The organism is Sinorhizobium fredii NGR234, from assembly GCF_000018545.1.
GTDB lineage: Bacteria > Pseudomonadota > Alphaproteobacteria > Rhizobiales > Rhizobiaceae > Sinorhizobium > Sinorhizobium fredii_A.
This window is the reverse complement of record NC_012586.1, coordinates 2,175,444-2,201,811: the sequence shown is the minus strand read 5'-3', so window position 1 is coordinate 2,201,811 and position 26,368 is coordinate 2,175,444. Positions and strand designations below refer to the sequence as shown.

Sequence of the window (26,368 nt, the reverse complement as noted above, 5' to 3'; positions counted from 1 at the left end):
GTCATGAGCTATCGTTCCATGCTGGTCGACAGGCTGGTTGACGCGGCTTCCAGGTGCCGAGGATGTTCATCCTTCCGCCGCAACAGGGACAGCGGTGTGCAAATGGCGGGGCCTCGACCGTATCCAGGTCTTCGACCGGCTCTTCCGGCTGCGGGACATTGAGGAGATTGCGGCATGCCTCCAGCTTCTGCTGCCGCTGTCCGTTGGCAAGCAAGCCAAAGTGACGGATGCGATGGAAGCCGTCCGGAACCGTATGCAGCAGGAAGCGACGAATGAACTCGTGGGCATCGAGCGTCATCCGCTTCTGCCTGCCACCCCTGCGATAATCCTTCCAGCGGAATGTGACCTGACCACCATCCATGCTGACGAGGCGGGAATTGGAGATGGCGATGCGATGGGTGTAGCGGCCGAGATAGGCCAGCACCTGTTGGGGTCCGGCAAAGGGCGGCTTGGCATAGACGATCCAATTGACGCGCCGCGCTTCTCTGATCATGCGCGTGAATGCAGCTGGATCGGCCAGGCTCGCGATGCTGCCGAAGAACTGAAGCTGGCCTTCGTCATGAGCCTGCTTCAGGTATTCGAGAAACAGTCGCCGGAACAGGCGCGACAGCACCCGCACGGGCAGGAAGAAGTTCCTCCGACAAGCCACCCAGCGGGTTTGATCGAACGACAATCCGCCGCCCGGCACGATGCAGTGGATGTGTGGGTGATAATGGAGGTTCTGCCCCCAGGAATGCAGCACGGCGATAAAGCCGAGTTCAGCACCCAGATGTCTGGGGTCAGCGGCAAGTCTGCGGAGTGTCTCGGCGACGGCGCGAAACAGGACAGCATAGACCACCTGCTTGTTCTGGAAGGCAATCGCGGCGATCGCTTGCGGCACGGTGAAGACGACGTGGAAATAGCTGACCGGCAGCAGGTCGGCCTGCCGGGCGGCAAGCCAATCGCGGCTGGCCTGTCCCTGACACTTTGGGCAATGCCGGTTACGGCAGGAATTGTAGGCGATGCGGAGCGCCTCACAATTCCGGCATTGCTGGACATGGCCGCCCAGCCGCGCGGTCCGACACATCTCGACCGCGCTCATCACCCGGCGCTCAACCCGCCCGAGATGCGTGTCATGCGATTGACGATATCCTTCCCCGTGGCGGCGAAAAATGTCCGCCACCTCCAATCCCGCCGCCATGGCGGAATGTCCTCAGCCTGTCGGCACCACCTCCAGCGTCAGCCGGTCGAGCGGACTGGTCGTGGCGCGGATGAGTGTGTTGGACACTTTCGTGTAACGCGCCGTGGTCGACAGATTGTTGTGGCCGAGCAGGACCTGGATGATACGAATGTCGGTGCCGCTCTCCAAGAGATGGGTGGCAAAGCTGTGGCGCAACGTGTGCACCGATATCCGCTTGTCGATGCCGGCTGCGGCACGTGCCGAACGGCAGGCAGAATGCAGAACCTGGACATCGATGGGTTTGCTCTCGTCACGTCCCGGAAACAACCAGACCTGCGGTCGCACCAGCTTCCAATAGACCCGAAGGATATGAAGCAACTGCGCCGACAGCATCACGTTGCGGTCCTTGCCGCCTTTGCCATGCTCGATGCGGATGACGCCGCGCTCGCCGTCGATGTTGCTGACCTTGAGACTGACCGTCTCGGTGGCGCGCAAACCAGCCGCATAAGCCGTCGTCAGCGCCGTTCGTGTCTTCAGGCTCGGGACCGCTTCCAAAAACCGCACGATCTCATCGCCGTTCAATATCGTCGGCAACTTGGCGGGCGTTCGGGCATAGGCAATGCGCTCCGGTATCTCCGCATGTCCAAGCGTGACGCCGAAGAAGAAGCGAAGGGCGCAAACCGTCTGGTTCAAGGCCGGCCATGATAGCCCCGACGACACCAGATGCACCTGAAAGGCACGCACATCCTCCAGCCCCAACCGGTCCGGCGACCGACCGAAATAGCGCGAAAACTTCGTCACTGCATGCAAATACGATCGCTGCGTCGCCGGCGACAAATTGCGGATCGTCATGTCCTCGATCATCCGTCGCCGCAGCGGGCTCATCTCACTCATGATACTCTCCTGTTCAAAGGTTGGGCCAAACAGCCCAATCCTTCAAAACAGGGGCACACCATGCAAATCAGATGCCCCAAATGCCGCGTCAGCGGCTTCGTTCAATCCTGAATCCTAAAAATCGCGACCCGCTTTAGGGTGAGGGGCAATGGTCCAATTCCGCCCGAAAAACGAGTGAACCGTGTCACACCCGCTCCAGCGCCACGGCGATGCCCTGGCCGACGCCGATGCACATGGTCGAGAGGGAGTAGCGCCCGCCGGTTTCGGCGAGTTCCAGCGCCGCCGTGCCGGTGATGCGGGCGCCGGACATTGCGAGCGGGTGGCCGAGCGCGATCGCGCCGCCGTTGCGGTTGACGCGCGGGTCGTCGTCGGCGATGCCGAGCTCGCGGAGCACGGCGAGACCCTGGCTGGCGAAAGCCTCGTTCAATTCTATCACATCGAACTGGTCCTGCGTGATGCCGAGCCGCGCCATCAGTTTCTGCGAGGCGGGCAGGGGGCCGATGCCCATGATGCGCGGCGGTACGCCGGCCGTGGCGCCGCCGAGGATGCGGGCGATCGGCCTCAGTCCATGCTTCCTTGCCGCCTCCTCCGAGGCGATGATCAGCGCCGCCGCGCCGTCATTGACGCCGGAAGCATTGCCGGCGGTGACGCTGCCGCCGGCGCGGAACGGCGCCTTCAGCTTGGCAAGCGCCTCGATGGTGGTGGCGCGCGGGTGCTCGTCCCGGTCGACGACGACCGCTTCGCCCTTCTTCTGCGGGATGGTGACAGCGACGATCTCCCTGGCGAGCCGCCCGTTCGCCTGGGCGGCCGCGGCCTTTGCCTGGCTGCGCACGGCAAAGGCATCCTGAGCCTCGCGTGAGACTTTGAAGTCTTCGGCGACGTTCTCGCCGGTCTCCGGCATCGAATCGACGCCGTATTGCGCCTTCATCAGCGGATTGACGAAGCGCCAGCCAATCGTCGTGTCGTGGATTTCCGCGTGGCGGGAAAAGGCGCTGTCGGCCTTGGGCAGGACGAAGGGCGCCCGCGACATGGATTCGACACCGCCAGCGATCATCAGCTCCGCCTCGCCGGCCTTGATGGCGCGGGCGGCGGCGATCACCGCATCCATGCCGGAGCCGCAGAGCCGGTTGATCGTCGTGCCGGGTACGGCAACCGGGAGACCGGCGAGCAGCAGCGACATGCGCGCCACATTGCGGTTGTCCTCGCCGGCCTGGTTGGCGCAGCCAAAGATCAGATCGTCGACCGCCTCCCAATCGACGGATGCGTTGCGTTCCATCAGGGCCCTGAGGGGAATGGCGCCGAGGTCGTCGGCGCGCACCGCGGAAAGCGAACCGCCGAAGCGGCCAATCGGGGTGCGGATATAGTCGCAGATGTAAGCGTCGCGCATCAGGCGGCCTCCTTGCCCGGGCCGGCGCCCTCGTGGGCCTTCTTGGTGCGGGCGTTGATGTCGCGCAGCACAGAGAGCTCCGTCTCGGTCGGCGCGGGTGTTTCGATGACGGTTTCGGCGAATTTGATCGGCCAGCCGCAATTCTCGACGATCCGCTCGCGCTCGACGCCGGGATGGATCGAGACGACGGTCAGTTCCTTGGTCTGCGTGTCCGGTTCGAGGATGCAGAGGTCGGTGATGACGCGCGTCGGACCCTTGGTCTTGAGGCCGAGCCGTTCGCGATGGTCGCCACCCTCGCCATGGCCCATCGAGGTGACGAAGGGCAGTTTCTCGACGAAACCACGCTTCGAGAGCGCCATGGTGATGAAGATGCGGCCGCAATTGGAGGCGATCTCCGGCGCGCCGCCGCCGCCCGGCAGGCGGACCTTCGGGCGGTCATAGGGGCCGACGACGGTGGTGTTGAGATTGGCGAACCTGTCGATCTGCGCCCCGCCGAGAAAGCCGGTGGTGATGCGGCCGCCCTGCAGCCAGTAGCGGAACATTTCCGGCACCGAGACGGTGAAGAGGGCGGTGTCGCAGAGCTCGCCGTCGCCGATCGACAGCGGCAGGACATCCGGCTTGGTGCCGACCGTACCGCTCTCGTAAATCAGCGTGATGTCCGGCGCATGCGTCAGCCGGGCGACGTTGCAGGCCGCCGAGGGGGCGCCGATGCCGACGAAGCAGACATCGTCGTTGGAAAGCGCGCGCGCCGCGGCGATGGTCATCATTTCGGTGGGGGTGAAATCCGTCATCATCGCCTCCTCAAGCGACCTTGGCCGATGTCGTGGCGGCATAGCGGGCAAAATCTTCCGGCCGCGCGTCGAGCACGTTTTCCTTGATCCAGGCGGTGAACGTCTGGCGGTCGCGGGCGATCTCGTCCCAGCGGATATAGAAGGCGTTCGAACGCGGATAATAGCCATGCGCATAGGAGGGGAAGGCGCCGCCCGGCACGTAGGCGACCGCCGTCACCGCCCAGGTCGGCAACACGACGGAATTGGGGGAGGGCGGCGATAGCTCGTCGACGATCTCCTCGACGGTAACGATCGAGCGCCTGGCGGCGAGCACCGCTTCCTTCTGGACGCCGACGATGCCCTCGAGCAGCACATTGCCTTTGCGGTCGGCGCGCTGGGCGTGGATGATCGTCACATCCGGGCGGATCGCCGGCACGGCGGCGAGCACTTCGCCCGTGAAGGGGCAGGTGACGCTTTTGATGTTCGAATTCACCTTCGGCAGGTCGGCGCCGACATAGCCGCGCAGCATGGCAAACGGCAGGTTCGCGGCGCCCGCCTCATAGGCATTCGCCATGGCCGCATGCGAGTGTTCCTCGATCGCGAGCGGCCGCGGCCACTGGTTCTCGACGGCGTCGCGGAAGCGGTGCAGCGAGCCGACGCCTGGATTGCCGCCCCAGGAGAATTTCATGCCGCGCGCGGCGCCGACGCCGATCAGTTGGTCATAGAGGATGTCCGGCGTCATGCGGACAAGGAACAGATCCTTTTTCCCCTGGCGGATCACCTCGTGCCCGGCGGCATAGGGGATGAGGTGCGTGAAGCCCTCCATGGCGACGGTGTCGCCGTCGCGGACGTTTTCCGCCACCGCGTCGGTGAGCGACATTATGCGAGCCATTAAAACCCTCCTCTGGTTGCCGGCCGGCGGCGCTTCTTGCGAACGGCAAGTTCCGGTGCTTGGCAGCGGCGACTGCCGGGAATAAGCGCTCATTTCAGTCCATCGTCAAATATTTTGTGCGATATTTGACTTTTGTTCGTATATCGCACATAATGTGCACAGATCGAAGCGGGGAAGAATCATGCGCGAAACGGATTTCGTCAGCGGATTTGCGCGCGGCCTGAAGGTCATCGAAGCCTTCGGCGAGGCGCAGCCGCGACTGTCGATCGCCGAGGCTTCCAAGATCACCGGCCTCGACCGCGCCACGGTGCGGCGATCGCTGCTGACACTGTCGGAACTCGGCTATGCCGACTATGACGGCAAGTTCTTCACGCTGACGCCGAGGATCCTTAGGCTCGGCCACGCCTATCTCTCGGCGACGCCGCTGCCGGCGATCGTCCAGCCCTATCTCGACCAGCTCTCGGAAAAGGCCGGCCAAAGCGCTTCCGCCTCCGTGCTGGACGGCACCGAGGTCGTCTATGTGGCGCGCGCCTCGCAGCGCCGGGTGATGTCGATCAACCTGATGCCCGGTTCACGGCTTCCCGCCTATTGCGCCTCGATGGGCAGGGTGCTGCTTGCCGCACTTCCAGAGGCCGAGGCGCGCGAGATCCTTGGTCGCACCGAGCTCAAGGCCAATACGCCGCGCACGAAGACGGATCTGGAGGAACTGATGGCGGAGTTTCGCAAGGTTCGCGAACTGGGCTATGCGGTGATCGACCAGGAACTCGAACTCGGGCTTTGTTCGATCGCCGTGCCGCTGATGAACGCGCGCGGGCAGGTGGTCGCGGCGCTCAATATCGGCGCGCCCGCCGCTCATGTGGCCGCGTCCGAACTCGCGGAACGCTACCTACCCTTGCTCAAGGAGACGCAAGCCGCGCTGCGGCCGCTGGTTCAATAGGACAGAAGTCGAAGGCCAGGGCGCTGGTGCTAGAAATTGCCCGATAACTGAAATGAGAACTGCAATCGAAAAGACGAGCGCGAGATTTCGAACGTCGAATCCATGGCAATCGTTGACGTAAGACTTTGTAATGAGACGTGTACGGGTTTGCTAAGACTAATTCTGTGATAATATACTGAAAAATTGGGGGCCATGTCTCGTAACGGGAGGAAGAAACATGGCTGTTGAGGTCCCGAAGGATTTTCGCCGCGTGATCATTGCCGCGTCGGTGGGAAACATCATCGAGTGGTACGATTTTTACATCTTCGGGAGCTTGGCTGCGGTTCTGTCAGTCAAGTTCTTCGAGCAATCCCATCCAGTTGCAGCTCTGTTGAGCACGATTGCACTGTTCACGGCCGGATTTCTGATCCGTCCGCTGGGGGCCTTCCTGTTTGGCTGGATGGGCGACAGGGTGGGCCGCAAATACACGTTTCTCATGACGCTCAGCGGAATGGGATTGGGCACAGGCGCGATCGGCCTGATCCCGACCTATGAGGCGATCGGTCTGACCGCGGCCTTCATTCTTTTCGGCTTGCGGTCCAGGGCCTGTGCCTGGGCGGGGAATATGGCGGCGCCATCACCTATGTGGCCGAACATGTCCCGGATGAACGCCGGGGCTACTACACCGGCTGGCTTCAGACCTCTCCAACGCTCGGGATCGTCGTGTCGCTGGCCGTGATCATTGCGACGCGCACCTATTTCGGCACGGAAGTTTTCGACGCCTGGGCGTGGCGCGTTCCCTTCCTGGTGTCCTTCGTGCTGGTTGCCATCGCGATCTATATCCGCCTGCAGCTCCAGGAGACCCCGATCTTCGAGGAGATCAAGGCAAAGGGCCAAATGACCCGAAATCCCTGGAGGGAAGCGTTCCTCAGCTCCAACATCAAATATGTCGGGATTGCCACCATCGTGCTGATCGGCCAGGGCGTCGTCTGGTACAGCGGCCAGTTCTGGGCCTTGTACTTCCTGCAGCAGGTTTCCAAGGTGGACGCGCTGACCTCGTCCTATATCGTCGGAGCTGCGCTGCTCCTTGCGACGCCGAGCCTGATCTTTTTCGGCTGGCTCTCCGACATCATCGGCCGCAAGCCGGTCATCCTCGGAGGCATGCTGCTCGCGGCGACCACATACTATCCGCTGTATCTGTGGCTCGGAACGGTGACGCAGCCGGACAACGTCAACTATCCGGTGGCGATCTTCATCATCTTCATCCTCGTCTGCTATGTCGGGATGGTGTATGGGCCGGTCGGCGCGTTCCTGGCGGAGTTCTTCCCCGGCAGGATCCGCTACACCTCGGTGTCGGTGCCCTATCACATCGGCAATGGCTGGGGCGGCGGGTTGGTACCCTTCGTCACATCGGCGGCTTTCGCGGCCACCGGCAGTGTCGGCTACGCGCTGATCTACCCGATCGCGGTTCCGGCCGTATGCTTCCTGCTCGCGCTATGGCTGATGCCCGAGACCCGCAGGGTCAGCATATGGGAGCCGGTCGAGCCCCGATTGCGGTCTTAACGGCGTCGGTTGCCTGTGGATTGTCTGCCTGTTCGGCTGCCGGCGTCACTCCGGCAACCCGGCGAGCCGCAGCCCATCCGCGAGCCGCGCCAGATCTTCCTGCCGATGGATCGGCAGCCAGTCCTTGAGACTGGAGACGCGGAGCGTCGGATCGAGTGTGCGCAGGCGCTGCATTGCCAGCTTCGCCTTGTCCTTGCGTCCGGCAAGCGCGTGGCTCGCCGCGGTCACGGCGGCGGCCGGCAGCAGACTGGGCAGGTTCCCCAGTGCCTTTTCCGCCCAGGTCGAGGCGGAATCGAAGCGCCCGGCGAAGAAATGTGCCAGCGCCATCCCGACCTGCATCCGGAACATTTCCGGGTCCAGCGGGCTGAGGCGAACCGCATGCGCCAAGTGCTCGATAGCGGCGTCCGTCTCGCCGCGGAGCGCGCGGAGCGCGCCGCCGAGGAACCAGGCGGGGGCGAGGTTCGGGTTGAGCAGCACGGCCCGGTCGAGCAGCGCAATGCCGCCGTCGAGGTCGCCGGTGAGATGGGCGAGCGCATGCCCGCCTCGCGTCAGCGCCACCGCGTCGTCCCGGCCGAGCTCCACCGCCAGCCGCGCCAGCCGCGCACCCTCGGCGATCTCCCGCGGTAGGTCGGTCGTCCAGCCATTCAGCTTGCGCCAGAAATGGCACCAGGCCGCCATGCCATAGGCCGAGGCGAACTCCCCGTCGAGCTCGATCGCCTTGTAGAACAGCGGCAGCGCCGCCTCGATCGCTTCGCGGCTTCCACTGTGCAGTTTCGCCGTGCCGCGCAGGTAATAGTCGTAGGCGTCCAGGCTTTCCGTCGGCTTTCGCTTGGCGCGCTCGATTTCCGCCCGTTCGAGTTGCGGCGCGATCGCGCCGACGACGCTTTCTGCCATCCGATCCTGCAGTTCGAAGATGTCATCGAGCGTGCCTTCGAAGCGCTCCGCCCAGAGATGCGTCCCGGTTGCCGTGTCGATGAGCTGCCCGGTGAGGCGCACCCGGTTTGCCGCCCTGCGGACACTGCCTTCCAGCACGTAGCGCACGCCGAGCTCCTGGCCGACTTCCTTCACATCCACCGCCCGCCCCTTGTAGGTGAAGCTCGAATTGCGCGCGATGACGAACAGCCATCGCATGCGCGCCAGAGCGGCAATGATATCCTCCACCACGCCGTCGGCGAAATAGTCCTGCTCCGGATCGCCGCTAAGATTGTGGAAGGGCAGAACGGTGATCGAGGGCTTGTCCGGCAGTACGAGACCGGGGAGCGGCTCACTTGCTTCGCTCAAGGCGGGTTCGGCGACGGCCGTCCCGTCGGGCAGTGGCGGTTCGCCGATTTCGCCGACGAAGCGGAAGCCCTTGCGGGCGACCGTCCGGACCAGGCGCTGCTCTTCGCCGCTGTCGCCGATGGCCTTGCGAACCGCGTTGATGTGGCTGGTGATCGTCGATTCCGAGACGATCCGGCCGCTCCACACTGCCTGCAGCAGATCGTCCTTGCTGACGACGCGGTCGCGGTTGGTGACTAGATAGAGCAGCAGGTCGAAGACCTGCGGCCCGACAGTCACGACCTGCGAGCGTAACGTCAGCTCCCGGCGCTCGGGATCGAGCACGTAGTCTCCAAACAAAAATTGCACGGCGGCATCCCCCGACCGGGCGCCTCGACTTAGTGGCCGAAGCAACGGCGAAATGTTTCTGTGCATAGATAGCACGGCCTGCCGTAGCCCGCTCGCCCGTCTGCCGCAAGGCCATCGACAACCGCCTTGGACGAATAACCAAGCTTCCCTCAAGCTCATTTCAATGCCGCCGCAAGGACTTCCGGCACGCTTGCAGGCACTCTTCACCCCGGATCGACGCAATGGATGCGGTCGGCAGAAATGGAGAGAGTCATGAAGATCGTCGTCATCGGAGGCACCGGCCTCATTGGATCGAAACTCGTCAAGAACCTCAGGGAGCGTGGCCATGAAGTGCTTGCCGCCTCCCCGAACACCGGTGTCAACACCATTACCCGAGAAGGTCTGGCCGAAGCGTTGGATGGGGCCCAGATCGTCGTCGACGTGGCAAACGCGCCGGTGTGGGAAGACCAGGCCGTCCTCGAGTTTTTCGAGACGTCGGGCCGCAACCTGCTGGCTGCGGAAGCTGCCGCCGGGGTGCGTCACCATGTTGCCTTGTCGATCGTCGGCAGCGAGCGCCTTCCCGATAACGGCTATTTCCGGGCGAAGGTCGCTCAGGAAAACCTCATAAAGGCGTCGCGCATTCCCTACACCATCCTGCGTGCCACGCAGTTCTTCGAGTTCGTCGGCGGCATTGCCCAGTCAGCCACGGTCGGCGAGGAAATCCGCCTGTCGCCGGCGCTGATCCAGCCGATCGCGTCCGACGACGTGGCGGCGGCGCTCGCCGACGTCGCGGTGGCGCCGCCGGTCAACGGCACGATCGAAGTCGCCGGTCCGGAAGCGATCCCGCTCGACGACCTCGTCAGGCGCTTCCTCAAGGCGACCCGGGACCCGCGCAAGATCGTGCCTGATGTCCACGCCCGCTACTTCGGCGCCGTGCTCGATGATCAGTCGCTCACTCCGGGCAAGAACCCCCGTATCGGCGCGATCCGCTTCGAGGACTGGCTCGGCCAGCAGGCGGCGCACTGAGCGTCGGCCCGGCGTCGGGCAGCACCTTCGCAAATATCGGACAGGCAGCCGGGCGGCAGAGGATTGCGTCCGCCGGAAGCAGCTGCGCGGTCATCGACATCAACAGGACATGAGAAAATGGATTCGCTCGAGAGCAAAGTCGCCATCGTCACCGGCGGAAGTTCCGGGACCATGGCTGGACCCAAACCGAAGAAGATAGTCGGCCTTGCGCTGTGCCTCGGCGCCGTGGTTGTCGTGGCCGGTGGATGGGCCTGGGCCCGTTCGGGCAGCGCGGCCTCGACCGACAACGCCTATGTGCGCGGCGACGTCACCGCGCTTGCCCCGAAGGTCGCCGGCTACGTCACGGCGGTCGCGGTCAAGGACAACCAGGCCGTCCGGGCCGGCGACGTGCTGTTCCGCATCGACGATCGCGACTACCGCGCCCGGCTGGCGCAGGCGGTTGCCAATGTCGAGGCGGCCGAAGCGCGCCTGATCAACGTCGATGCCGAGACCGAGCTTCAGCATGCCCTAATCCGCCAGGCCGAAGCCCAGGGCCGGGCGGCGGCGGCCGAGCTCGACCTGGCGACCAAGGCCTACGAGCGCCGCCGCGAACTGATCCGCAGCAACACCATCAGCCAGGCCCATGTCGACGAAAGCGACGCGGCGCGGTCGCGCGCCGAGGCGAGCGTCGCGGCGGCCGCCGCAACGGTCGAGGCGCAGCGGCAGCGCATCGCCGTGCTCGCCGCCCAGCGCGAGGCGGCCGTCGCCGCCGTGGCGCAGGCCGAGGCGGCCCGCGATCTCGCCGAGATCGATCTCGACAGCACCGTGGTCCGCGCCCCGGTCGGCGGCGTCATCGGCAACCGCCAGGTGAGGATCGGCCGGTTCGTCGCGCCGGGCGCCGCCCTGCTCGACATCGTCCCGGTCGACGATGTCTGGGTGGTGGCGAACTTCAAGGAAACCCAGGTCGAACATATCCGTCCCGGCCAGCGCGCCCGGATCACCATCGACGGCTATCCGGCCGGGGCGCTGGACGGCGTCGTCGACAGCTTCGCGCCGGGCAGCGGCTCGGCCTTCAGCCTGCTGCCGCCGGACAATGCGACCGGCAACTTCGTCCGCGTCGTCCAGCGCGTTCCGGTGAAGATCCGCCTGGCCGGCAATCCGCTGGCCGGCCGTCTCGTGCCCGGCCTGTCGGCGCGGGTCGAGATCGTCCAGGGAGGCGGCTCATGAGCACGGTCCGCCCCGTCGCGCCGAACCGCGCCACGCCACTCGCGGCAACCCTGCTCGTCGCCGGCATCGTGCTGGCGACGCTGACCGAGGCGATCGCCAGCACCGTCCTGTCGCTCGGGCGCGGCGATATCATCGGCGACACCTATGCGACGCCGGACGAGTTCGCCTGGCTCGACATCGGCTACACGACGCTGAAGCTGATCGGCTTCATCGCCGCCGCCTCGCTGGTCGACCGTATCGAGCCGCGCCGGCTGATCATCGGCGCCACCCTCGCCATGGGCCTCGCCTGCGGCCTTGCCGCCATGACGGCCCGGCTGGAGCTGCTGGTCGCGTTGCGCATCATCCAGGGCTTCTCAGGCGGCGTTCTTTTGGTCGGCGGCCAGGCGATCCTCTTTCTCGCCTATCCGCGATCCCGTCAACCGATCCTCCAGGCGCTGTTTGCGATGGGCTCGGTGGTCGCCCCGGCGACGATCGCGCCGGCCCTGCAGGGCTGGCTCCTCGACAGCCAATCCTGGACATGGATCTTCTTCAGTGTCGTGCCGCTGGCGCTCGTCGCGGCCGGACTGCTGCTGATCGCCGACGGCCCGATGCCGGCGAGGATGGCGCCTCGCCCGTTCGACTGGATCGGCTTCGCGCTGATCTCCGTCACGCTGTTCTGCGCCACCTACGTCCTCAGCCAGGGCAGCCGCTGGGACTGGTTCGAGGAGCCGCGCATCCTGTGGCTGACGGTGATCGGGCTGGCCGCGCTGCTGACGTTTCTCGGCCAGCAGGTACTGGCCAGGGGCCGGGGCCTCATCGACGCCACGCTGTTCGGCTCGGAGGATTTCTGCTTCGCCTTCATCGTCAGTTTCGTCGCCGGCGCCGCCCTGTTCGGCAGCGCCTTCCTGATCCCGGCCTTTGCCGTCTCCGTCCTCGCCTTCACGCCGACCGACGCCGGCCAGCTCCTGTTGCCAAGCGGCGCGCTGTTCGTCGGCGCGCTGTTGATCGCCGCCTTCCTCGTGCAGGTGCGCCGTGTTGCGCCCTTCGCCACGGTGCCGTTCGGCATCCTAATGATCATGGCGGCGATGTGGATGCTTTCCGGTTCGACCAGCGACAGCGGCGCCGACGACATGATGGCCGCCATCCTGCTGCGCGGCTTCGGTCTCGGCTTCCTGTTTCTGTCGATCACCCTGATCGCCTTCGGCCAGCTCGGCCGGGGTAACCGCGCCGCCGGCATCGGCCTGTTCAACACCGGCCGCCAGCTCGGCGGCCTGATCGGCGTCGCCGCCCTGCAGACGCTGATCGACCATGGTGTCGTCGCCAATGGCGCCGTGCTCGGCGCCAATCTCAGCGCCGGGCAGCCGGCGGTCATCGAACGGCTGGCGGCGACGACGGCGATGCTGACGGCCAAGGGGATGGACGCAGCGGCGGCGGCCCGGGCGGCGGCAGGCCTCATCGGCCGGGCCGTCACCGGCCAGTCCACCGTGATCGCCTTCGACACGGCCTTCAACGCCGTCGCCCTGCTGTTCGTCATCGCCGCGCCACTGCTCGTCGCCATCAAGATCGGCCTCGCCCGCTACGCCAAAGCCCGCGTTGCGCGGCGCCTGGCGAAGGCATCGTAGGCTGCTTGAGGCCACGCCGAATCCGAAAGCCGGCATCCGGGCGCAAGTGTGTCACCTCGGTGCCGCCCGGATGCCGCGGCGAATAGACGCCGCAGCGCCGCACGGCCATGAATTCACCAAAACTTCGCGACAGAAGACTATTGCGGGTTGTCCGTGGGATGCGGACGACACTTCTTCCAAGCGGCAAGCCGGCGACATTCCTCCCATGTCTGCAAGGCTTTACACACGGGGACGACGGACCATGAAAGTTGTAGTCGAGAATACCGTTTGCTTGAACACGGGCGATGCGGCGATCCTGTTCGCGATCAGGCATATCCTGAAATCGGTGGCGAAAGAAAAGCTGGAATTCCTCGTGTTCGACAGTCAGCCGGAAGTCGCGGCGCGGCTCTATCCGAAGGAACAGTATCCGGACATCGAACTCAGGAAACTGCCGTCGGAATCGATCTTCAAGTACAAATACGATGACAATACCGTCAAGAATGCCTTGAAACAGGTCTATAACCAGGCGGTGTTCCAGGCCCTGCGCCACCTCGGCAGCGGCAACTATCTCGACAGGCGTTTCTTCAGCGACGCGGACCGCAAGAGCCTGGCGCTCTACAAGGACGCCGACATGGTGATCACAACCGGCGGCACCTATCTCGTCGAAAACTATTCGCTCGAACGGCGTATCAACCAGTTCAAGCTTGCCGAGATGCTTGGCAAGAAGACGATCTTCTTCACCCAGTCGCTCGGACCCTTCGCGAAACCCTACAACCGCCGCAACCTGCCGCCGATCTTCGCCCGCAGTCCGCTGATCCTGTTGCGCGACGTTCGTTCGCGCGACCATATGCTCGACCTCGTCGACGAACCGTCGAAGTGCCACGTGGTCGCCGATTCCGTCTTCGCGCTCGCCGATGTGGAGCGGATCAAGGCGCTGTTGACGATCGGCCGGCCGGCACCGACGGGCCGGGTCGGCATATCGGTGCGGCACTGGCACTATGTCCAGGGCGGCGGCGGCGGCATGGATCGCTACATCAATTCGGTGCGCGAGATCGCCACGAAGCTGGTGCGCGACCATGGCAAACAGGTCACCTTCATTTCGACCTGCCAGGGCGTACCGGAATATGCCCATGACGATTCGAAGACGGCCAACCTGATCGTCTCGGGCCTGGCGCCCGAAATCGCCAAGCACGTCACCGTCGATGCGTCGTTCCATTCGCCGGAACAGCTGATGGCGATCGCCAAGGAGCTCGATTTCGTCGTGGCGACGCGCATGCACATGATGATCATGTCGCTATGCGTCGGCACGCCGGTGCTGCCGATCGCCTACGAGTTCAAGACCAAGGAAGTCGCCAAGCGCATCGGCGTCGACGATGTGCTGCTCGACATCGATACGGTGACGCCCGAGGAGGCGCTCGCCAAGCTCGATCGCTTCTCCGGCGATCTCGACCGCTATCGCGCCGTCAGCCTCAAGGCCGTGCTCGAGGAGCATGCCTCGGCGATGTCGGCGGCGGATCTCATCCGTCCGCTTATGGCGAACTCATCGGCGAACGGCGCTCAGCCCCTTCGAAAGGATGCCGAGCAGGACCTGGCGCGGCTGGCGTGAGGCCAGCGCGAAGAGGAGCGCCAGCCCGTAGTTGAGGCAGACGGCGCAGGCAAGTGCCACGACGTCCGACGAGCCGGTTACGGCTGCCGGCAGCAGCCGGTAGCCGAACCAGGCGGCAACTGCCGAGACAACAAAGAGGCCCTGGACGTAGAGGAAATCCCTGGCCGAGACCGGCCCCACCCGCTGCAGGAGCCAGGCGAGAACCGGAACGCGCAGGACGTAGCCGCTGATCGCATAGGCGGCGGCGACGCCGATCGCACCCCATTGCAGGCCGGCGACGAAGGAAAGCACCGTCGTCAGCGACGAATAGATCCCCCAGCGGAACATCGTCTTCGTCTCGCCCTGGCAGATGAAGATCCAGCCGGTAGTGCTCGACACCGGCTGCATGAGGCTGGCGACCCCGAGCCAGGCGAAGATCGGCGCGACCGGCAGCCATTGCTCACCGAAGAGCAGGCTGACGGTCGGCTCCGCGGCGCAGGTGAGCGCCGCAATGCCCGGCATGGTGACGGCGGCCAGCAGCCAGTTGGTCCGCATGTAGATATCGCGAAACCGCGGCTTGTCCTCCTGGATGCGGCTCATCAGCGGGATCATCACGCGCGACAGCGGCTGGGTGATGTTCTGCAGCGGGAAGAGCAGGAGCTTGTAGGCCCGGTCGTAATAGCCGAGTTCGACCGGTCCGGAGAATTTGCCGATCAGGATGTTGTCGAGATTGCGAGAGAAGAAATTGACGAGGTTGAAGCCGGTGAGATTGGCGCCGAAGGAGATGATATCGCGATCGATCCGGAACGCCGGCCGGCCGGGCATCCATCGCGTCGTCCACCAGGCCGCGAGAAGAGCCACGGCGGCCGAGGCCGCCGGGCCGATCACCAGCGACCAGTAGCCCATGCCGAAATAGGCGGCCGTTGCGGTGACCAGGAGCCCGACAACGGCCGCATAGACATCGTTGAGCGCCAGTTGGCCGAACTTGAGATGCCGGTTCATCAGGGCAAGCGGCAGCGCTGCGAGGCTCCCGAGCAGAAGCGGCAGAGCTGCGGCAATCGCAATCGCCGTCATCCGCTGATCGCCGTAGAATGCGGCAATGGCGGGGGAAAGGGCGACGACGACGAGGGTGCAGACGAGGCCGACCAGGGTGCTGATCCAGAAGACCTGGTTGAGTTCCCTCTCGCCGATCTCCTTGCGCTGGATGACCGCCTGCTGCAGGCCGAGATTCTGGAACAGCCCGACAAAGGCGACGATCGGGCTGACCGAGGCGACGAGACCGAAGTCCTCCGGAGCCAGAAGCCGGGCGAGCACCACGACCGAGACGAACTGGATGACCATGCGCACGACCTGCGCGCCGCCGGTCACCAGCCCGCCGCGAAGAGCGACGCGGCCGAACTGAAGGTTTTCCTTGTTCAAGCGACTTGCCTCGTTATCGATATTCAAAGATTAGAGCGGGATGCGGGCGGAAACCGCGCGCACTTTTTCCTCATCCGGCTCGGGCGAACCGGCCGAGAATCCGAGCGAAATCGTCGTCGAGCGCCTGCTGATCAAACTCGGCCTCGACCTTCCGGCGGGCTTCACCTGCGATGCGCTCGCATTCGTCCGGGCGTTCGGCGATGAAGCGCAGCCGGCTCGCCAGCGTCTCGACGTCCTTTTCGGTCGCGAGAAAGCCCGTCCGCTGATCCTCGATCAGTTCGGGAATTCCCGAATGGGTGGAACTGACCACCGTCAGCCCGGCGGCCATCGCCTCCATCAGCGCCACCGGTATCCCTTCGACATCGCCATTTGCGGCGGTGACGCTCGGCAGCACGAAGGCGTGCGAGCGCTTGAGCCATTGCTTGACCTCCTCGTGGGGGAGGCTGCCGAGGAAGGAAACCTGGCTCGCGATTCCGAGCTCGGAGGCAAGCGCCTCGAGCTGCGGCCGCAGCGGTCCGTCGCCGATGATCGTGTAGCGCCAGTCGACTTCCGGCGCGTCGACGCGGAGCCTGCCGAGGGCGCGAAGGGCGTATTCAACGCCTTTCTTCTCGGCCAGCCTGCAAACGGAAATCAGCTGCAGCGTCGCACCACGCCAGGACTTCCATTCATAGGGGATCTTCTTCAGGTCGATCCCCATGTGATGGACGGCGACCTTTGCCTCCGGCGCTCCGGCCCCGACGAGCACCTGGCGGAAATAGTCGTTCACCGTCAGGTTCAACGCGCCGTGCTCGAACAGGTCGCCATAGCGGCTGAGTCCCCGCTCCTTGAGCGGTACGCCGACGTCGTAGCCGTGGAAGATCGTCACGATCGGCGGGACGAGCCGCTTCCATTTCTTCAGCCGCGCGGCGCGGGCGCCATTATGGCCGAAATGGGCGACGATCACGTCGCATTCGTTCAGCCTTGCGACCGACGACATGTCGAGCGCGGTGGAGGCCTTGTCGTAGACCTTTGGCGGCAGCCGGCCGATGGTTGGACGAAACCGCGCCGCGGCGCCCCACCAGTCGCGGGTTCGGGCGAGCAGGGTCGCAAGCGGCTCCTGCTGGCGATCCGCAAAATTGTAATCCGAGATGCCGTTGCAGACGACGTCGACCTTGAAGCCGCGCCTGAGCAGACCGGCCATCTGGCCGATGACGAAGGTTTCCGACAGCATCGGAAACTGACCGACGACGAATCCGACCCGCATGCCGCCTCAAGACGCCTTGAGCTGGGCAGGGCGGCTTGCCGCGGCGCGTTCCAGCACGTCGAGGAAGGCCGCAAACTGCCGGGCGGGCTGCATGAGCGGACGCTTGGCAAAAATCGAGGCGGCTTGCGACAGCCGGTCATATTCGGCCGTGTCGCTCCAAAGACGCCGGACCGCGCCGGTCCAGTCGTCGAGCGGGGCGTCATAGTCGAGAACGACACCGCCTTCGCCGATCGCCTCCGGCAAGCCGCCGCGCCGCGAGCCGACGACCGGAATGCCGCTGCAATGGGCTTCCGACGCCACCCGTCCCCAGGCCTCTTCCCATTTGCTCGGCGCAAGCAGGATCTTCGTCCGGCCGTAGACGGTCTTCATGTCGCTGGTGCGGTTTTCCAGCCGCACATTGCCGAGCGGCGCGATGATCTTCTCGATTTCCGCCCGATGGTCGTCGGCAAGCTTCCAGCTTTCGACGAAGAGGAAGGGAATGTCCGGGCATTGCCCGGCGATCTGCACCGCCAGCTCGAAGCCCTTTTCCTTGTAGGGATTGATGAAGGTCACATACTCGCCCGTCGTCCGGGTCGTATAGGTTTCGGGATTGATGGTCGGCGGGATGACGACCGAATCGATGCCGAATTGCTGCTTGTAGGCCCGTGCGGTGAATTCCGAATTGGCGATGTAATAGGCCGAGGTCAGCTCACGCAAATCGCCGGCGAGTTCGTGGAACTCGACGTTTCTGAGATAGATGACCAGCGGCACGCTATGAACCTGCAGCGCCTTGCCGATCGGCACGGATTTGTGGCACTGCACAACGGCGACGTCGGGCTGCAGCTTCTTGACCGCGAAGGCCGCCGCCTCCCAGGGATGCCAGGCGCGAACGACCGGATAGCCCGGGAAGCTGTCGATGACGCCGCGCTCCGAGGACAACTTAAGCTTGACGCGCTGCTTGAAGCCGAACATCCCGTCGCCGAACAGGGCGGCCAGAACGCCAGCCTCGTGGCCACGATCGCGCAATTGCTGGACAAGGTGGTGGGTGCTCGACTGAACGCCGCCGCTGAACTCGGGATAGTAACCGTTTCCGCCGGCAAACAGAACCTTCATACGCTGTTCTCCTTCATAGAGACGTTTTCGCCGTGACCGCTGACGCATCACCGGAACGGGTGACGCCGAACGCATCAACGCCAGAATGACGGCAATTGTTGGGTCGGCCGGCAGCGGGCCGGCGCAACCTGCGATATCGAACCGCACTTCGGCGGCACCCCGGGGGCCGGGGCGGACCGGAAGAGGGCGCGGAAACCGTGTTCATCCAGCCGCAACAGAGTGAAACCTCCACCGAACAGGGCGATCGTGCGAAAGTGTCGCGCATTGCTGCGCTGCAGCAAAGACTGTCACGGGAGGCCCTGATAGTCAATCGAACTCATCCGTTTGAGCTAGCTCAATGGCAGTAGTCGTCCTTCCGCCCCAAGCGTTCGCTTGACGCGGCGGCCTTTCAGGCCTCAAATCGCCACAACTTGAGGAAGCGACGGCGGGTGCATCATGGACAATGACGAACCGGTACCGGAGACGAAACTCACCTCAACCAAACGGCGCTGGGCGGCGGACGGCAAGTTCCTGACCGGGCGCCGGGGGCGGCCCGAGAGCGAGCGCCTGCCGCCCGGCCAGCATCTCGTAAAGGACTGGCCGGTTCTCGATCTCGGCCAGCAACCGCATATCGCCATGGAGACCTGGCGGCTCGACGTGACCGGTGCCGTCGAACGTCCGCTCTCGCTCGACTGGAAGGCTTTCCAGGCGCTGCCGCAAACGGAAAGTCTCTCCGATATCCACTGCGTGACGACCTGGTCGCGCTATGACAATCGCTGGCAAGGTGTTGCGACGCGCGATCTCCTCGACCTCGTCAAGGTGAAGCCGGAAGCCGAGTACGTCATGCTGTCGAGCGTCGACGGCTATACGACCAACCTGCCGCTTGCCGATTTCGCCGCCGAGGACGCGATCCTCGCAACCGCCTGGGAAGGCGCGCCGATCACGCGCCCGCATGGCGGGCCGATGCGCCTCATCGTCCCGCACCTCTATCTCTGGAAGAGCGCCAAATGGCTGACGCGCATCGATTTTCGCAGCCGCGACACGGCCGGCTTCTGGGAGAAGAACGGCTATCACATGCGCGGCGATCCCTGGCGCGAGGAACGCTATTCCGGCGATTGAGTCGCCGCTTCACTTTCCGTTTTCGATGTCGCAGTCCCGGTTGAAATATATTGGAGGAAGAGCATGCGCAGTTCCGCCCTGAGAAGCCTGTCCTTCACTCTTATGCTTGCATGCACCACGGCTGCGCCGCAACTGGCGTGGGCGGCCTCGCCCGAGCCGGTCAAGGCCGAGCATGGCATGGTGGTCACCGCCCAGCATCTCGCCTCCGACATCGGTGTCGAGGTGCTGAAGAAGGGCGGCAATGCCGTCGATGCGGCGGTCGCCGTCGGCTATGCGCTGGCGGTCGTCTATCCGACCGCCGGCAATATCGGCGGCGGCGGCTTCATGACGATCCGCTTCAAGGACGGCAGGACGACCTTTCTGGATTTCCGCGAGCGCGCCCCGCTCGCCGCCACCAAGACGATGTATCAGGACGACAAGGGCGAGCTCGTCAAGGGCTTGAGCACAAACGGCTATCTCGCGGTCGGCGTACCGGGCCCGGTGGCCGGCTTCGAATTCGCCCGCAGCCGCTACGGCACGCGGCCGCTGAAGGAACTGATCGAGCCGGCGATCACCCTGGCGCGCGAAGGCTTCGTGTTCGAACAGGGCGACGCCGATTCCTTCGACGGCAAGACGGAGCGGCTGGCCAAGGACCCGGCCGCCGCGGCGATCTTCTTGAAGCCGGACGGCAAGTCCTTCGCGGTCGGCGAGAAATTGGTCCAGGCCGATCTTGCCGCCTCGCTTGCCAGTATCGCCGAGAAGGGGCCGGACGCCTTCTACAAGGGCTCCATCGCCGATCAGATCGTCAAGGCGAGTGCGGAGAAGGGCGGCATCCTCTCCAAGAAAGATTTTGAGCAATATGCCGTGCGGGAGCTCGAGCCGGTGAAATGCAACTACCGCGGCTACGACATCGTCTCCTCGCCGCCGCCGTCTTCGGGCGGCGTGATCATCTGCGAGATCCTCAACATTCTCGAAGGATATCCGATCTCCTATCTCGGCTACGGCTCGGCCGAGACGGTGCATGCGATGATCGAGGCGATGCGCCAAGCCTATGTCGACCGCAACACGGCGCTCGGCGACCCGGACTTCGTCGAGAACCCCGTCGCCAAGTTCACCGACAAGGCCTATGCCGAGGAGATCCGCGACAAGATCGACCCGTTCAAGGCCGGCGTGTCTGAGGCGCTGATGCCGGCGGGTTTCGGCGAGAGCAGGGAGACGACCCACTATTCCATCATCGACGACGAGGGCAATGCGGTCGCCGTCACCTACACGCTGAACGGCTCCTTCGGCGCCGGCGTGGTGGCGCCCGGAACCGGCATCCTGCTCAACAACGAGATGGACGACTTCACCGCCAAGCCCGGCGCGGCCAATCTCTACGGCCTCGTGCAGGGCGAGGCGAACGCGATCGCGCCCGGCAAGACGCCGCTCTCCTCGATGAGCCCGACGATCATCTCCAGGGACGGCAAGCCCTTCATGGTGATCGGCAGCCCCGGCGGGGCGCGCATCATCACCATCACGCTGGAGGCGATCCTCAACGTCATCGACCACGGCATGAACATCCAGGAGGCGGTCGACGCGCCGCGCATCCACCATCAATGGCTGCCGGACAAGGTGTTCATGGAACCCTACGCGCTTTCGCCGGATACGCGCAAGCTGCTCTCGGCCATGGGCCATGATGTTCAGATCGACGAAAGCTGGACGATCTGGGGCCAGTCGACCGGTATTCTCGTCGGCGGCGAGAGCGTGAGCGAGATCGGAGCCGGCGGCGGCGCCCGTTATAACGGCGCCGTCGACAGCCGCATCGGCGCCGGGGCGGCGAGGGGGTATTAGACGGGGGGAAACGGCTGTTTCATCGGCGTCGCGCCGATGCAGGCGAAGCCGAGCGCCGCATTGCGGCAGTTCGCGCCCCGGCGACAAATCCATTGCAGAATCGGACGCTGAACTTTAGGGACCCGCAATCAACCGGAGATTGCGACAGTGCTGCGTGTCCTCTTTGTCTGCGTCTTGTCGATTGTCGTTTCAGCCTGCGTTCCGACCGAGGAAGAATTCCACAAGAGGCGACAATGGGCGATAGAGGATGCCGACTTCAGGCAAGGGGTTCTTGATAAGTGCATGAGCCGGAAAAATCCCGAAGAGGATCTGCGCGACCTGGCACACCTGACCAAGGTGCCGCTGAAGGACGCGAAGCGTGTTTTCTGCGGGCGCTTCATGAAGGCGATAGTCTCGGGTCGTTTGAAGTATGAGGATGTGGTCGCGTGGTACCGCTACCAGCGGGCGACGCCGACGATGCTGGACATCGCTCGGGGCCGAAAGTGATCGTGCAAACCGCCGTCGAGACATCAAGGCAGGAGAGCGGTCGATTCCTTCCCGTGATCGAGAGCCGTACCTGCTTCAGTGGCGTGCATGACCGAGATTCCTTGATACGTCTATTCGGAGCCTTCGATGGGTCAGTTCGACCAGTACAGCGAAACCAATGTGGTCCATTCCCTTGTGCTCTACGAGTGGACGGCGGATTTGGACATGCCGGGCATGCGGGACCTTTTCGAACGGATCGCCGCGCTGGTCGGGCGACCGCCGGATATCGCCACAGTGGTTGATGAAAACCATCGAGGTAAGGACTACACCTACAAATATTTCGTGGCACGAAATGTGATCGGCAAAAAAGAGTGGCATCTGCTGAGCTACCTGTGGAAGCGCAAGCAGGATGTTCTTTCCGATTTCGCTATCGATATTGCTTGCGAGCCCGAAATTCAAACACATGAGCATCCATATCGACGAGTTCGCGGTGGACGATCCAGGTGCTGTCCTAGCGAAACTGCTCGATCTTATTGCGACCACCCTTCAACCAATTTACGGCATTGGCTACTCGATGCCGTACTACTGGGGTCCCAACACGTTCGATCAGGGGTTGATCGCGTCACGCTACGCGACCGAAGACCGAACCTTCTATGGAGCGCCGCCGGAGATCGGCCGGCGATCTCGCGCGTTTTCGAGAACATTCCTGGCCAACGCTTCGGAGCGTCGTCTCGACGTCAGGATGCGTGACATTTTTGAGCTCAATCTCCTTTCGGAGGGGCATCTCGCCCAACCCATCAATGGAACCACGCTGAAGGACTTTATCCAGAGGCAGCGGATTGGCAGGCTGAATCAGCTGACGCCGGTCACCTGGCAATGGAACGTTCCGCTTGCTGATATTGAGCCCGTCAGACGCGCTCTGAATGATGCCGATTTCATTATCGTGAAGGGATGAGATCGATCAGGTGCAGCAGCGGCGGAAGGGATTCGCGATAGCTCGCGGGTCCGCTAGGATTTCGCCATCGCAGCCCCCGCCGCCTCGCGGATGGTCTGCATCAGGATCGACAGCGGCAGCGACGGGATCGCGTCGGTGCGCATGGTGAGGCCGACCGGTCCCTTCGTCTCGCTGGTATCGATCGGCAGGGCGGCCAGCAGTCCGTCCTCGATGTCGGTGGCGACGACGCCGTTCGAGATGATCCAGATGGCGTCGCTCGAACGGACGAAGGCGCGGCCGAAGGAATCGGAGACGGTCTCGATCTGGTTCGGCAGGCCGGCAATGCCGTTGGCGATCAGGTAGCGCTCGACGAAGGGGCGGATGATCGAGGCTCGCGTCGGCATCAGCACCGGATAGTCGCCCAGATGCGCGAACACCGACTGCTTGCCGGACAGCAGCGGGTGGCCGGCGCGCACGGCGAAGACCACTTGCTCGGAATAGAGGTGCTCGAAGGAGAAGCCGGTCATGCGGTCGGGCGCGGCGAGCCTGCCGACGACGAGGTCGAGATCGCCGACGCGAAGCTGTTCCAAGAGCACCGCATTCTCGCCGGTGACGATCTTGATCCGGGCGCCGGTCTTCTCCTCGAGGAAAAGCGCCATGGCGCGCGGCATGATGCGCGTCGAGACCGTCGGCAGTGCCCCGATACGGATCGGCGGCCCGTCGCCGGAGCGTTCCTGCGAAACGGAATCGAGGCCCTGGCGAAGCGCAGTCAGCGCCGCGCCGGCGTGGCGCAGGAAGACTTCGCCGTAGCGGGTGATCTTGATGCCGCGCCCGTCGCGCTCGAAGACCGAGACGCCCAAAACCTCCTCCAGCTCGCGGATCGTCTTGGTGACCGCCGGCTGCGTGACATTCAGCAGGTCGGCGGCCTTCACGACGCTCTTCTGACGCGCGACCTCGACAAATGTCTGCAGATGACGAAACTTGATGCGCGCGTCGATCATCGGAAATATAACTCAGGAGTTAATGGATCGGCGCAAAATATCATTTTACCTAACCAGTTGAAATGGCCAATTTGGTGGGAGGAGAGCTACCGTGCAATTCACCCGTATCAACGACATCGCCATCCACTATCGGTTGATCGGAGCCGTTGCCGAAAAACCGGTGCTTGTCTTCATCAATTCGCTCGGCACAGATTTCCGCATCTGGGGCGAGGTCGCCGCCCGCCTCTCCGATCAGTTCGCCATCGTCCTCTACGACAAACGCGGTCATGGCCTCTCGGATATCGGCCAGGTACCCTACGCGATCGAGGATCACGCGACCGATCTTGCCGGGCTTCTCGACCGGCTCGCCGTTAAACGTGCCATCATCTGTGGGCTTTCGGTCGGCGGCCTCATCGCCCAATCGCTGTATCAGCGCCGCCCCGATCTGGTGCGGGCGCTCGTGCTTGCCGATACGGCGCACAAGATCGGCACGGCCGAGATGTGGGGCGCCCGCATCGCTGCGATCGAGGCCCACGGCATCGAGGCGGTCGCCGACGGTGTGCTCGAGCGCTGGTTCACGCCGGCCTTCCGCCGGCCCGAAAACGTTGCCTTCGCCTGTTACCGGAACATGCTGATCCGCCAGCCGGTGCCGGGTTATCTCGGTACCTGCGCGGCAATCCGTGATGCCGACTACACCGAAGCCGCCAGAAGGATCGCCGTGCCGGTCCTCTGCGTCGTCGGCGACCAGGACGGTTCGACGCCGCCCGATCTGGTGCGCTCGACGGCCGGCCTCATTCCCGGCGCGCGCTTCGAAGTGATCCGCGACGCCGGACATATCCCCTGCGTCGAGCAGCCGGAGGCGCTGGTGACGGCGCTCCTGAGTTTCTTCAAGTCCCTGCCCGGAGACAAACCGATGAGCAATACCCCATGACCGACAGTTCCGCGCCCTCCGACCGTTATTGCCGGGGCATGGCGACGCGCCGCGCCGTCCTCGGCGACAAGCATGTCGACCGCGCCGAATCCAACACCACGGAATTCGACCAGCCGTTCCAGGAACTGATCACCGAGGCGGCCTGGGGCCATGTCTGGTCGCGCCCGGCCCTGACGAAGCGGGAGCGATCGATCGTCACCATCGCGCTGCTCGCTGCGCTTGGCCAGGACGAGGAGGTGGCGATGCATGTCCGCGCCACGGCCAACACCGGGGCGACGCGCGAGGACATCCGCGAGGCGCTGCTGCATGTGGCGATCTATGCCGGCGTGCCGGCCGCCAACCACGCCATCAAGATCGCCAAGCAGGTGTTTTGCGAAATTGATGCAGCAGGGCAGGGGGAGTGACGATGTCCGACACAGAAAATCGCCGGCCCGAAACGGGCGCCTTCTTCCAGCGCGACCGGGACTGGCACCCGCAGGCCTTTGCGCCCGGTTACAAGACATCGGTGCTGCGTTCGCCACAGAAGGCGCTGCTTTCGCTCGACAACACGATTTCCGAGATCACCGGTCCGGTCTTCGGCCATTCGATCATCGGCGAGCTCGACAACGACCTGATCCACAACTTCGCCAAGCCGGGCGAAAGCGCCATCGGCGAACGCATCATCGTGCACGGAAGGGTGCTCGACGAGCGCGGCCGCCCGGTCGCGGGCGCCCTTGTCGAATTCTGGCAGGCGAATGCCGGCGGGCGCTACCGCCACAAGAAGGAAAGCTATCTCGCGGCCCTCGACCCGAATTTCGGCGGCTGCGGCCGGACGATCACCGACGAGAACGGCACCTATGTTTTCCGGACGATCCGGCCGGGAGCCTACCCCTGGCCGAACGGCGTCAACGACTGGCGGCCGGCCCATATCCATTTCTCGATCTTCGGCCACGGCTTCGCGCAGCGGCTGATCACCCAGATGTATTTCGAGGGCGATCCGATGATCTGGAAATGTCCGATCGTCGGCACGATCCCCGACGCCCGCGCGATAGAGCAACTGATCGCGCCGCTCGACTGGGCCAACACCATCCCGATGGATGCGCGGGCCTACAAGTTCGACATCGTGCTGCGCGGTCGCCGCTCGACATTCTTCGAGAACCGGCCTGAAGGCAATTGAGGGAGGTGACGATGGTGCAGGATTTGAACTACCTCAAGGAAACGCCTTCGCAGACGGCTGGACCTTACGTCCATATCGGCCTGACGCCGAATTTCGCCGGTATCCCCGGCGTCTACGAGCGCGACCTCGGGTCGGCAATGGTCAACGACGAGACGCTCGGCGAGCGCATCACCGTCACAGGCCGGGTGATCGACGGCGCCGGCGCGCCGCTCAAGGACGCGCTCGTCGAAATCTGGCAGGCGGATGCCGCCGGACTCTACAATTCGCCTTCGGAACCGCGCGGCGCCGCCGACCCGAATTTCGCCGGCTGGGGCCGCTGCCCGACGAGCGCCGACGACGGCACCTTCGTTTTCGAGACCGTCAAGCCCGGCCGCGTTCCCTTCAAGGACGGCCGCCTGATGGCGCCGCACATCACCTTCTGGATCGTGGCGCGCGGCATCAATATCGGGCTCCACACGCGCCTCTACTTCCCAGACGAGGCGGCCGCGAATGCCGAGGATCCGCTGCTCGCGCGGATCGAGCATCGCCACCGGGCCGAGACGCTTGTCGCCGGCGGCCGGGCGCCTAATTATCTCTTCGATATTCATCTCCAGGGGGAGAAGGAAACGGTCTTCCTGGACATATGATCATAGGCGACTCGTCCCGCGTTGCCGCGCGC

Annotated in this window: 24 protein-coding genes and 1 pseudogene; 14 read left to right on the top strand and 11 right to left on the bottom strand. The window is 64.3% G+C overall.

The genetic code is table 11. From position 1 onward, the window contains the following. Position 1: 1 nt before the first annotated feature. From NGR_RS10300 to NGR_RS10280, 5 genes are all read right to left on the bottom strand, one after another. Positions 2 to 1,180: an IS91 family transposase gene (locus NGR_RS10300; protein ID WP_015888209.1), complete on the bottom strand. Its 1,179-nt coding sequence runs from the start codon at positions 1,178 to 1,180 to the stop codon at positions 2 to 4. A gap of 12 nt (positions 1,181 to 1,192) precedes the next feature. Beyond that, positions 1,193 to 2,053 (bottom strand): tyrosine-type recombinase/integrase, encoded by an 861-nt coding sequence (locus tag NGR_RS10295; RefSeq protein ID WP_012708196.1) that lies wholly within the window; start codon positions 2,051 to 2,053, stop codon positions 1,193 to 1,195. Positions 2,054 to 2,237: 184 nt separating this feature from the next. Continuing rightward, positions 2,238 to 3,440 (bottom strand): 3-oxoadipyl-CoA thiolase, encoded by a 1,203-nt coding sequence (gene pcaF, locus NGR_RS10290; RefSeq protein ID WP_015888208.1) that lies wholly within the window; start codon positions 3,438 to 3,440, stop codon positions 2,238 to 2,240. Continuing rightward, positions 3,440 to 4,231 carry a CoA-transferase subunit beta gene (locus NGR_RS10285; RefSeq protein WP_164923994.1) on the bottom strand — a complete coding sequence of 264 codons (792 nt, stop codon included), beginning with the start codon at positions 4,229 to 4,231 and terminating at the stop codon, positions 3,440 to 3,442. Before NGR_RS10285 ends, pcaF begins: the two co-directional genes overlap by 1 nt. A 10-nt stretch (positions 4,232 to 4,241) precedes the next feature. Further along, positions 4,242 to 5,102 (bottom strand): CoA transferase subunit A, encoded by an 861-nt coding sequence (locus NGR_RS10280; RefSeq protein WP_015888206.1) that lies wholly within the window; start codon positions 5,100 to 5,102, stop codon positions 4,242 to 4,244. Positions 5,103 to 5,283: 181 nt separating this feature from the next. Here NGR_RS10280 and NGR_RS10275 point away from each other — a divergent pair, with 181 nt between their 5' ends. After that, positions 5,284 to 6,039: an IclR family transcriptional regulator gene (locus tag NGR_RS10275; protein ID WP_015888205.1), complete on the top strand. Its 756-nt coding sequence runs from the start codon at positions 5,284 to 5,286 to the stop codon at positions 6,037 to 6,039. Between the two features lie 217 nt (positions 6,040 to 6,256). Next, positions 6,257 to 7,581, top strand: a pseudogene (locus tag NGR_RS10270) (MFS transporter). 45 nt (positions 7,582 to 7,626) lie between these two features. On the opposite strand, the gene NGR_RS10265 reads toward NGR_RS10270, so the two are convergent. Beyond that, complete coding sequence (locus tag NGR_RS10265; protein WP_015888202.1) at positions 7,627 to 9,207, bottom strand: winged helix-turn-helix domain-containing tetratricopeptide repeat protein; 1,581 nt, start codon at positions 9,205 to 9,207, stop codon at positions 7,627 to 7,629. 252 nt (positions 9,208 to 9,459) lie between these two features. Between NGR_RS10265 and NGR_RS10260 the strand changes: the two genes are divergently transcribed. The 4 genes from NGR_RS10260 to NGR_RS10245 all read left to right on the top strand — a co-directional run bounded on the left by NGR_RS10260 (position 9,460) and on the right by NGR_RS10245 (position 14,604). Continuing rightward, positions 9,460 to 10,212 (top strand): SDR family oxidoreductase, encoded by a 753-nt coding sequence (locus NGR_RS10260; protein ID WP_015888201.1) that lies wholly within the window; start codon positions 9,460 to 9,462, stop codon positions 10,210 to 10,212. A gap of 117 nt (positions 10,213 to 10,329) precedes the next feature. After that, positions 10,330 to 11,418 (top strand): HlyD family secretion protein, encoded by a 1,089-nt coding sequence (locus NGR_RS10255; RefSeq protein ID WP_015888200.1) that lies wholly within the window; start codon positions 10,330 to 10,332, stop codon positions 11,416 to 11,418. After that, a complete protein-coding gene (locus tag NGR_RS10250) occupies positions 11,415 to 13,019 on the top strand; it encodes an MFS transporter (RefSeq protein WP_015888199.1) in 1,605 nt (534 codons plus the stop codon). Before NGR_RS10255 ends, NGR_RS10250 begins: the two co-directional genes overlap by 4 nt. Positions 13,020 to 13,260: 241 nt before the next feature. Further along, on the top strand, positions 13,261 to 14,604 hold the full coding sequence (locus tag NGR_RS10245) for a polysaccharide pyruvyl transferase family protein (RefSeq protein ID WP_015888198.1): 1,344 nt from the start codon (positions 13,261 to 13,263) through the stop codon (positions 14,602 to 14,604). Here NGR_RS10245 and NGR_RS10240 read toward each other — a convergent pair. The 3 genes from NGR_RS10240 to NGR_RS10230 form a co-directional block, all read right to left on the bottom strand. Then, positions 14,539 to 16,002: a lipopolysaccharide biosynthesis protein gene (locus NGR_RS10240; protein WP_015888197.1), complete on the bottom strand. Its 1,464-nt coding sequence runs from the start codon at positions 16,000 to 16,002 to the stop codon at positions 14,539 to 14,541. The two genes, NGR_RS10245 and NGR_RS10240, sit on opposite strands and share 66 nt — an antisense overlap. A gap of 70 nt (positions 16,003 to 16,072) precedes the next feature. Next, positions 16,073 to 17,245, bottom strand: a complete 1,173-nt coding sequence (locus NGR_RS10235) for a glycosyltransferase (RefSeq protein ID WP_015888196.1) — start codon at positions 17,243 to 17,245, stop codon at positions 16,073 to 16,075. A 6-nt stretch (positions 17,246 to 17,251) separates the two neighbouring features. Beyond that, positions 17,252 to 18,337 (bottom strand): glycosyltransferase, encoded by a 1,086-nt coding sequence (locus NGR_RS10230; protein WP_015888195.1) that lies wholly within the window; start codon positions 18,335 to 18,337, stop codon positions 17,252 to 17,254. 435 nt (positions 18,338 to 18,772) lie between these two features. Here NGR_RS10230 and NGR_RS10225 point away from each other — a divergent pair, with 435 nt between their 5' ends. The 3 genes from NGR_RS10225 (at position 18,773) to NGR_RS10215 (ending at position 21,730) form a co-directional block, all read left to right on the top strand. Continuing rightward, the gene (locus tag NGR_RS10225; RefSeq protein ID WP_015888194.1) at positions 18,773 to 19,435 is read left to right on the top strand and encodes a sulfite oxidase-like oxidoreductase; all 663 of its coding nucleotides are present in this window, start codon (positions 18,773 to 18,775) and stop codon (positions 19,433 to 19,435) included. A gap of 63 nt (positions 19,436 to 19,498) precedes the next feature. Beyond that, positions 19,499 to 21,244 (top strand): gamma-glutamyltransferase, encoded by a 1,746-nt coding sequence (gene ggt / locus NGR_RS10220; protein ID WP_015888193.1) that lies wholly within the window; start codon positions 19,499 to 19,501, stop codon positions 21,242 to 21,244. 147 nt (positions 21,245 to 21,391) lie between these two features. Continuing rightward, entirely contained in the window at positions 21,392 to 21,730 is a 339-nt protein-coding gene (locus NGR_RS10215; protein WP_015888192.1) for a hypothetical protein, read from the top strand. Positions 21,731 to 21,805: 75 nt separating this feature from the next. Here NGR_RS10215 and NGR_RS10210 read toward each other — a convergent pair whose 3' ends face one another. Beyond that, positions 21,806 to 22,168 carry a hypothetical protein gene (locus tag NGR_RS10210; protein WP_164923993.1) on the bottom strand — a complete coding sequence of 121 codons (363 nt, stop codon included), beginning with the start codon at positions 22,166 to 22,168 and terminating at the stop codon, positions 21,806 to 21,808. A gap of 4 nt (positions 22,169 to 22,172) precedes the next feature. On the opposite strand from NGR_RS10210, the gene NGR_RS10205 reads away from it, so the two are divergent. After that, positions 22,173 to 22,664 carry a hypothetical protein gene (locus NGR_RS10205; RefSeq protein WP_164923992.1) on the top strand — a complete coding sequence of 164 codons (492 nt, stop codon included), beginning with the start codon at positions 22,173 to 22,175 and terminating at the stop codon, positions 22,662 to 22,664. Positions 22,665 to 22,717: 53 nt separating this feature from the next. Here NGR_RS10205 and pcaQ read toward each other — a convergent pair whose 3' ends face one another. Then, positions 22,718 to 23,644, bottom strand: a complete 927-nt coding sequence (gene pcaQ / locus NGR_RS10200) for a pca operon transcription factor PcaQ (protein WP_015888190.1) — start codon at positions 23,642 to 23,644, stop codon at positions 22,718 to 22,720. Between the two features lie 91 nt (positions 23,645 to 23,735). Between pcaQ and pcaD the strand changes: the two genes are divergently transcribed. The 4 genes from pcaD to pcaG are packed head-to-tail and all read left to right on the top strand — an operon-like array spanning position 23,736 to position 26,336. Then, positions 23,736 to 24,554: a 3-oxoadipate enol-lactonase gene (pcaD, locus tag NGR_RS10195; protein ID WP_015888189.1), complete on the top strand. Its 819-nt coding sequence runs from the start codon at positions 23,736 to 23,738 to the stop codon at positions 24,552 to 24,554. Continuing rightward, positions 24,551 to 24,958 carry a 4-carboxymuconolactone decarboxylase gene (gene pcaC / locus NGR_RS10190; protein WP_015888188.1) on the top strand — a complete coding sequence of 136 codons (408 nt, stop codon included), beginning with the start codon at positions 24,551 to 24,553 and terminating at the stop codon, positions 24,956 to 24,958. The genes pcaD and pcaC overlap by 4 nt, the downstream gene beginning before the upstream one ends. A gap of 2 nt (positions 24,959 to 24,960) precedes the next feature. Next, entirely contained in the window at positions 24,961 to 25,710 is a 750-nt protein-coding gene (gene pcaH / locus NGR_RS10185; RefSeq protein WP_015888187.1) for a protocatechuate 3,4-dioxygenase subunit beta, read from the top strand. Between the two features lie 11 nt (positions 25,711 to 25,721). After that, the gene (gene pcaG, locus NGR_RS10180; RefSeq protein WP_015888186.1) at positions 25,722 to 26,336 is read left to right on the top strand and encodes a protocatechuate 3,4-dioxygenase subunit alpha; all 615 of its coding nucleotides are present in this window, start codon (positions 25,722 to 25,724) and stop codon (positions 26,334 to 26,336) included. Positions 26,337 to 26,368 lie beyond the last annotated feature (32 nt).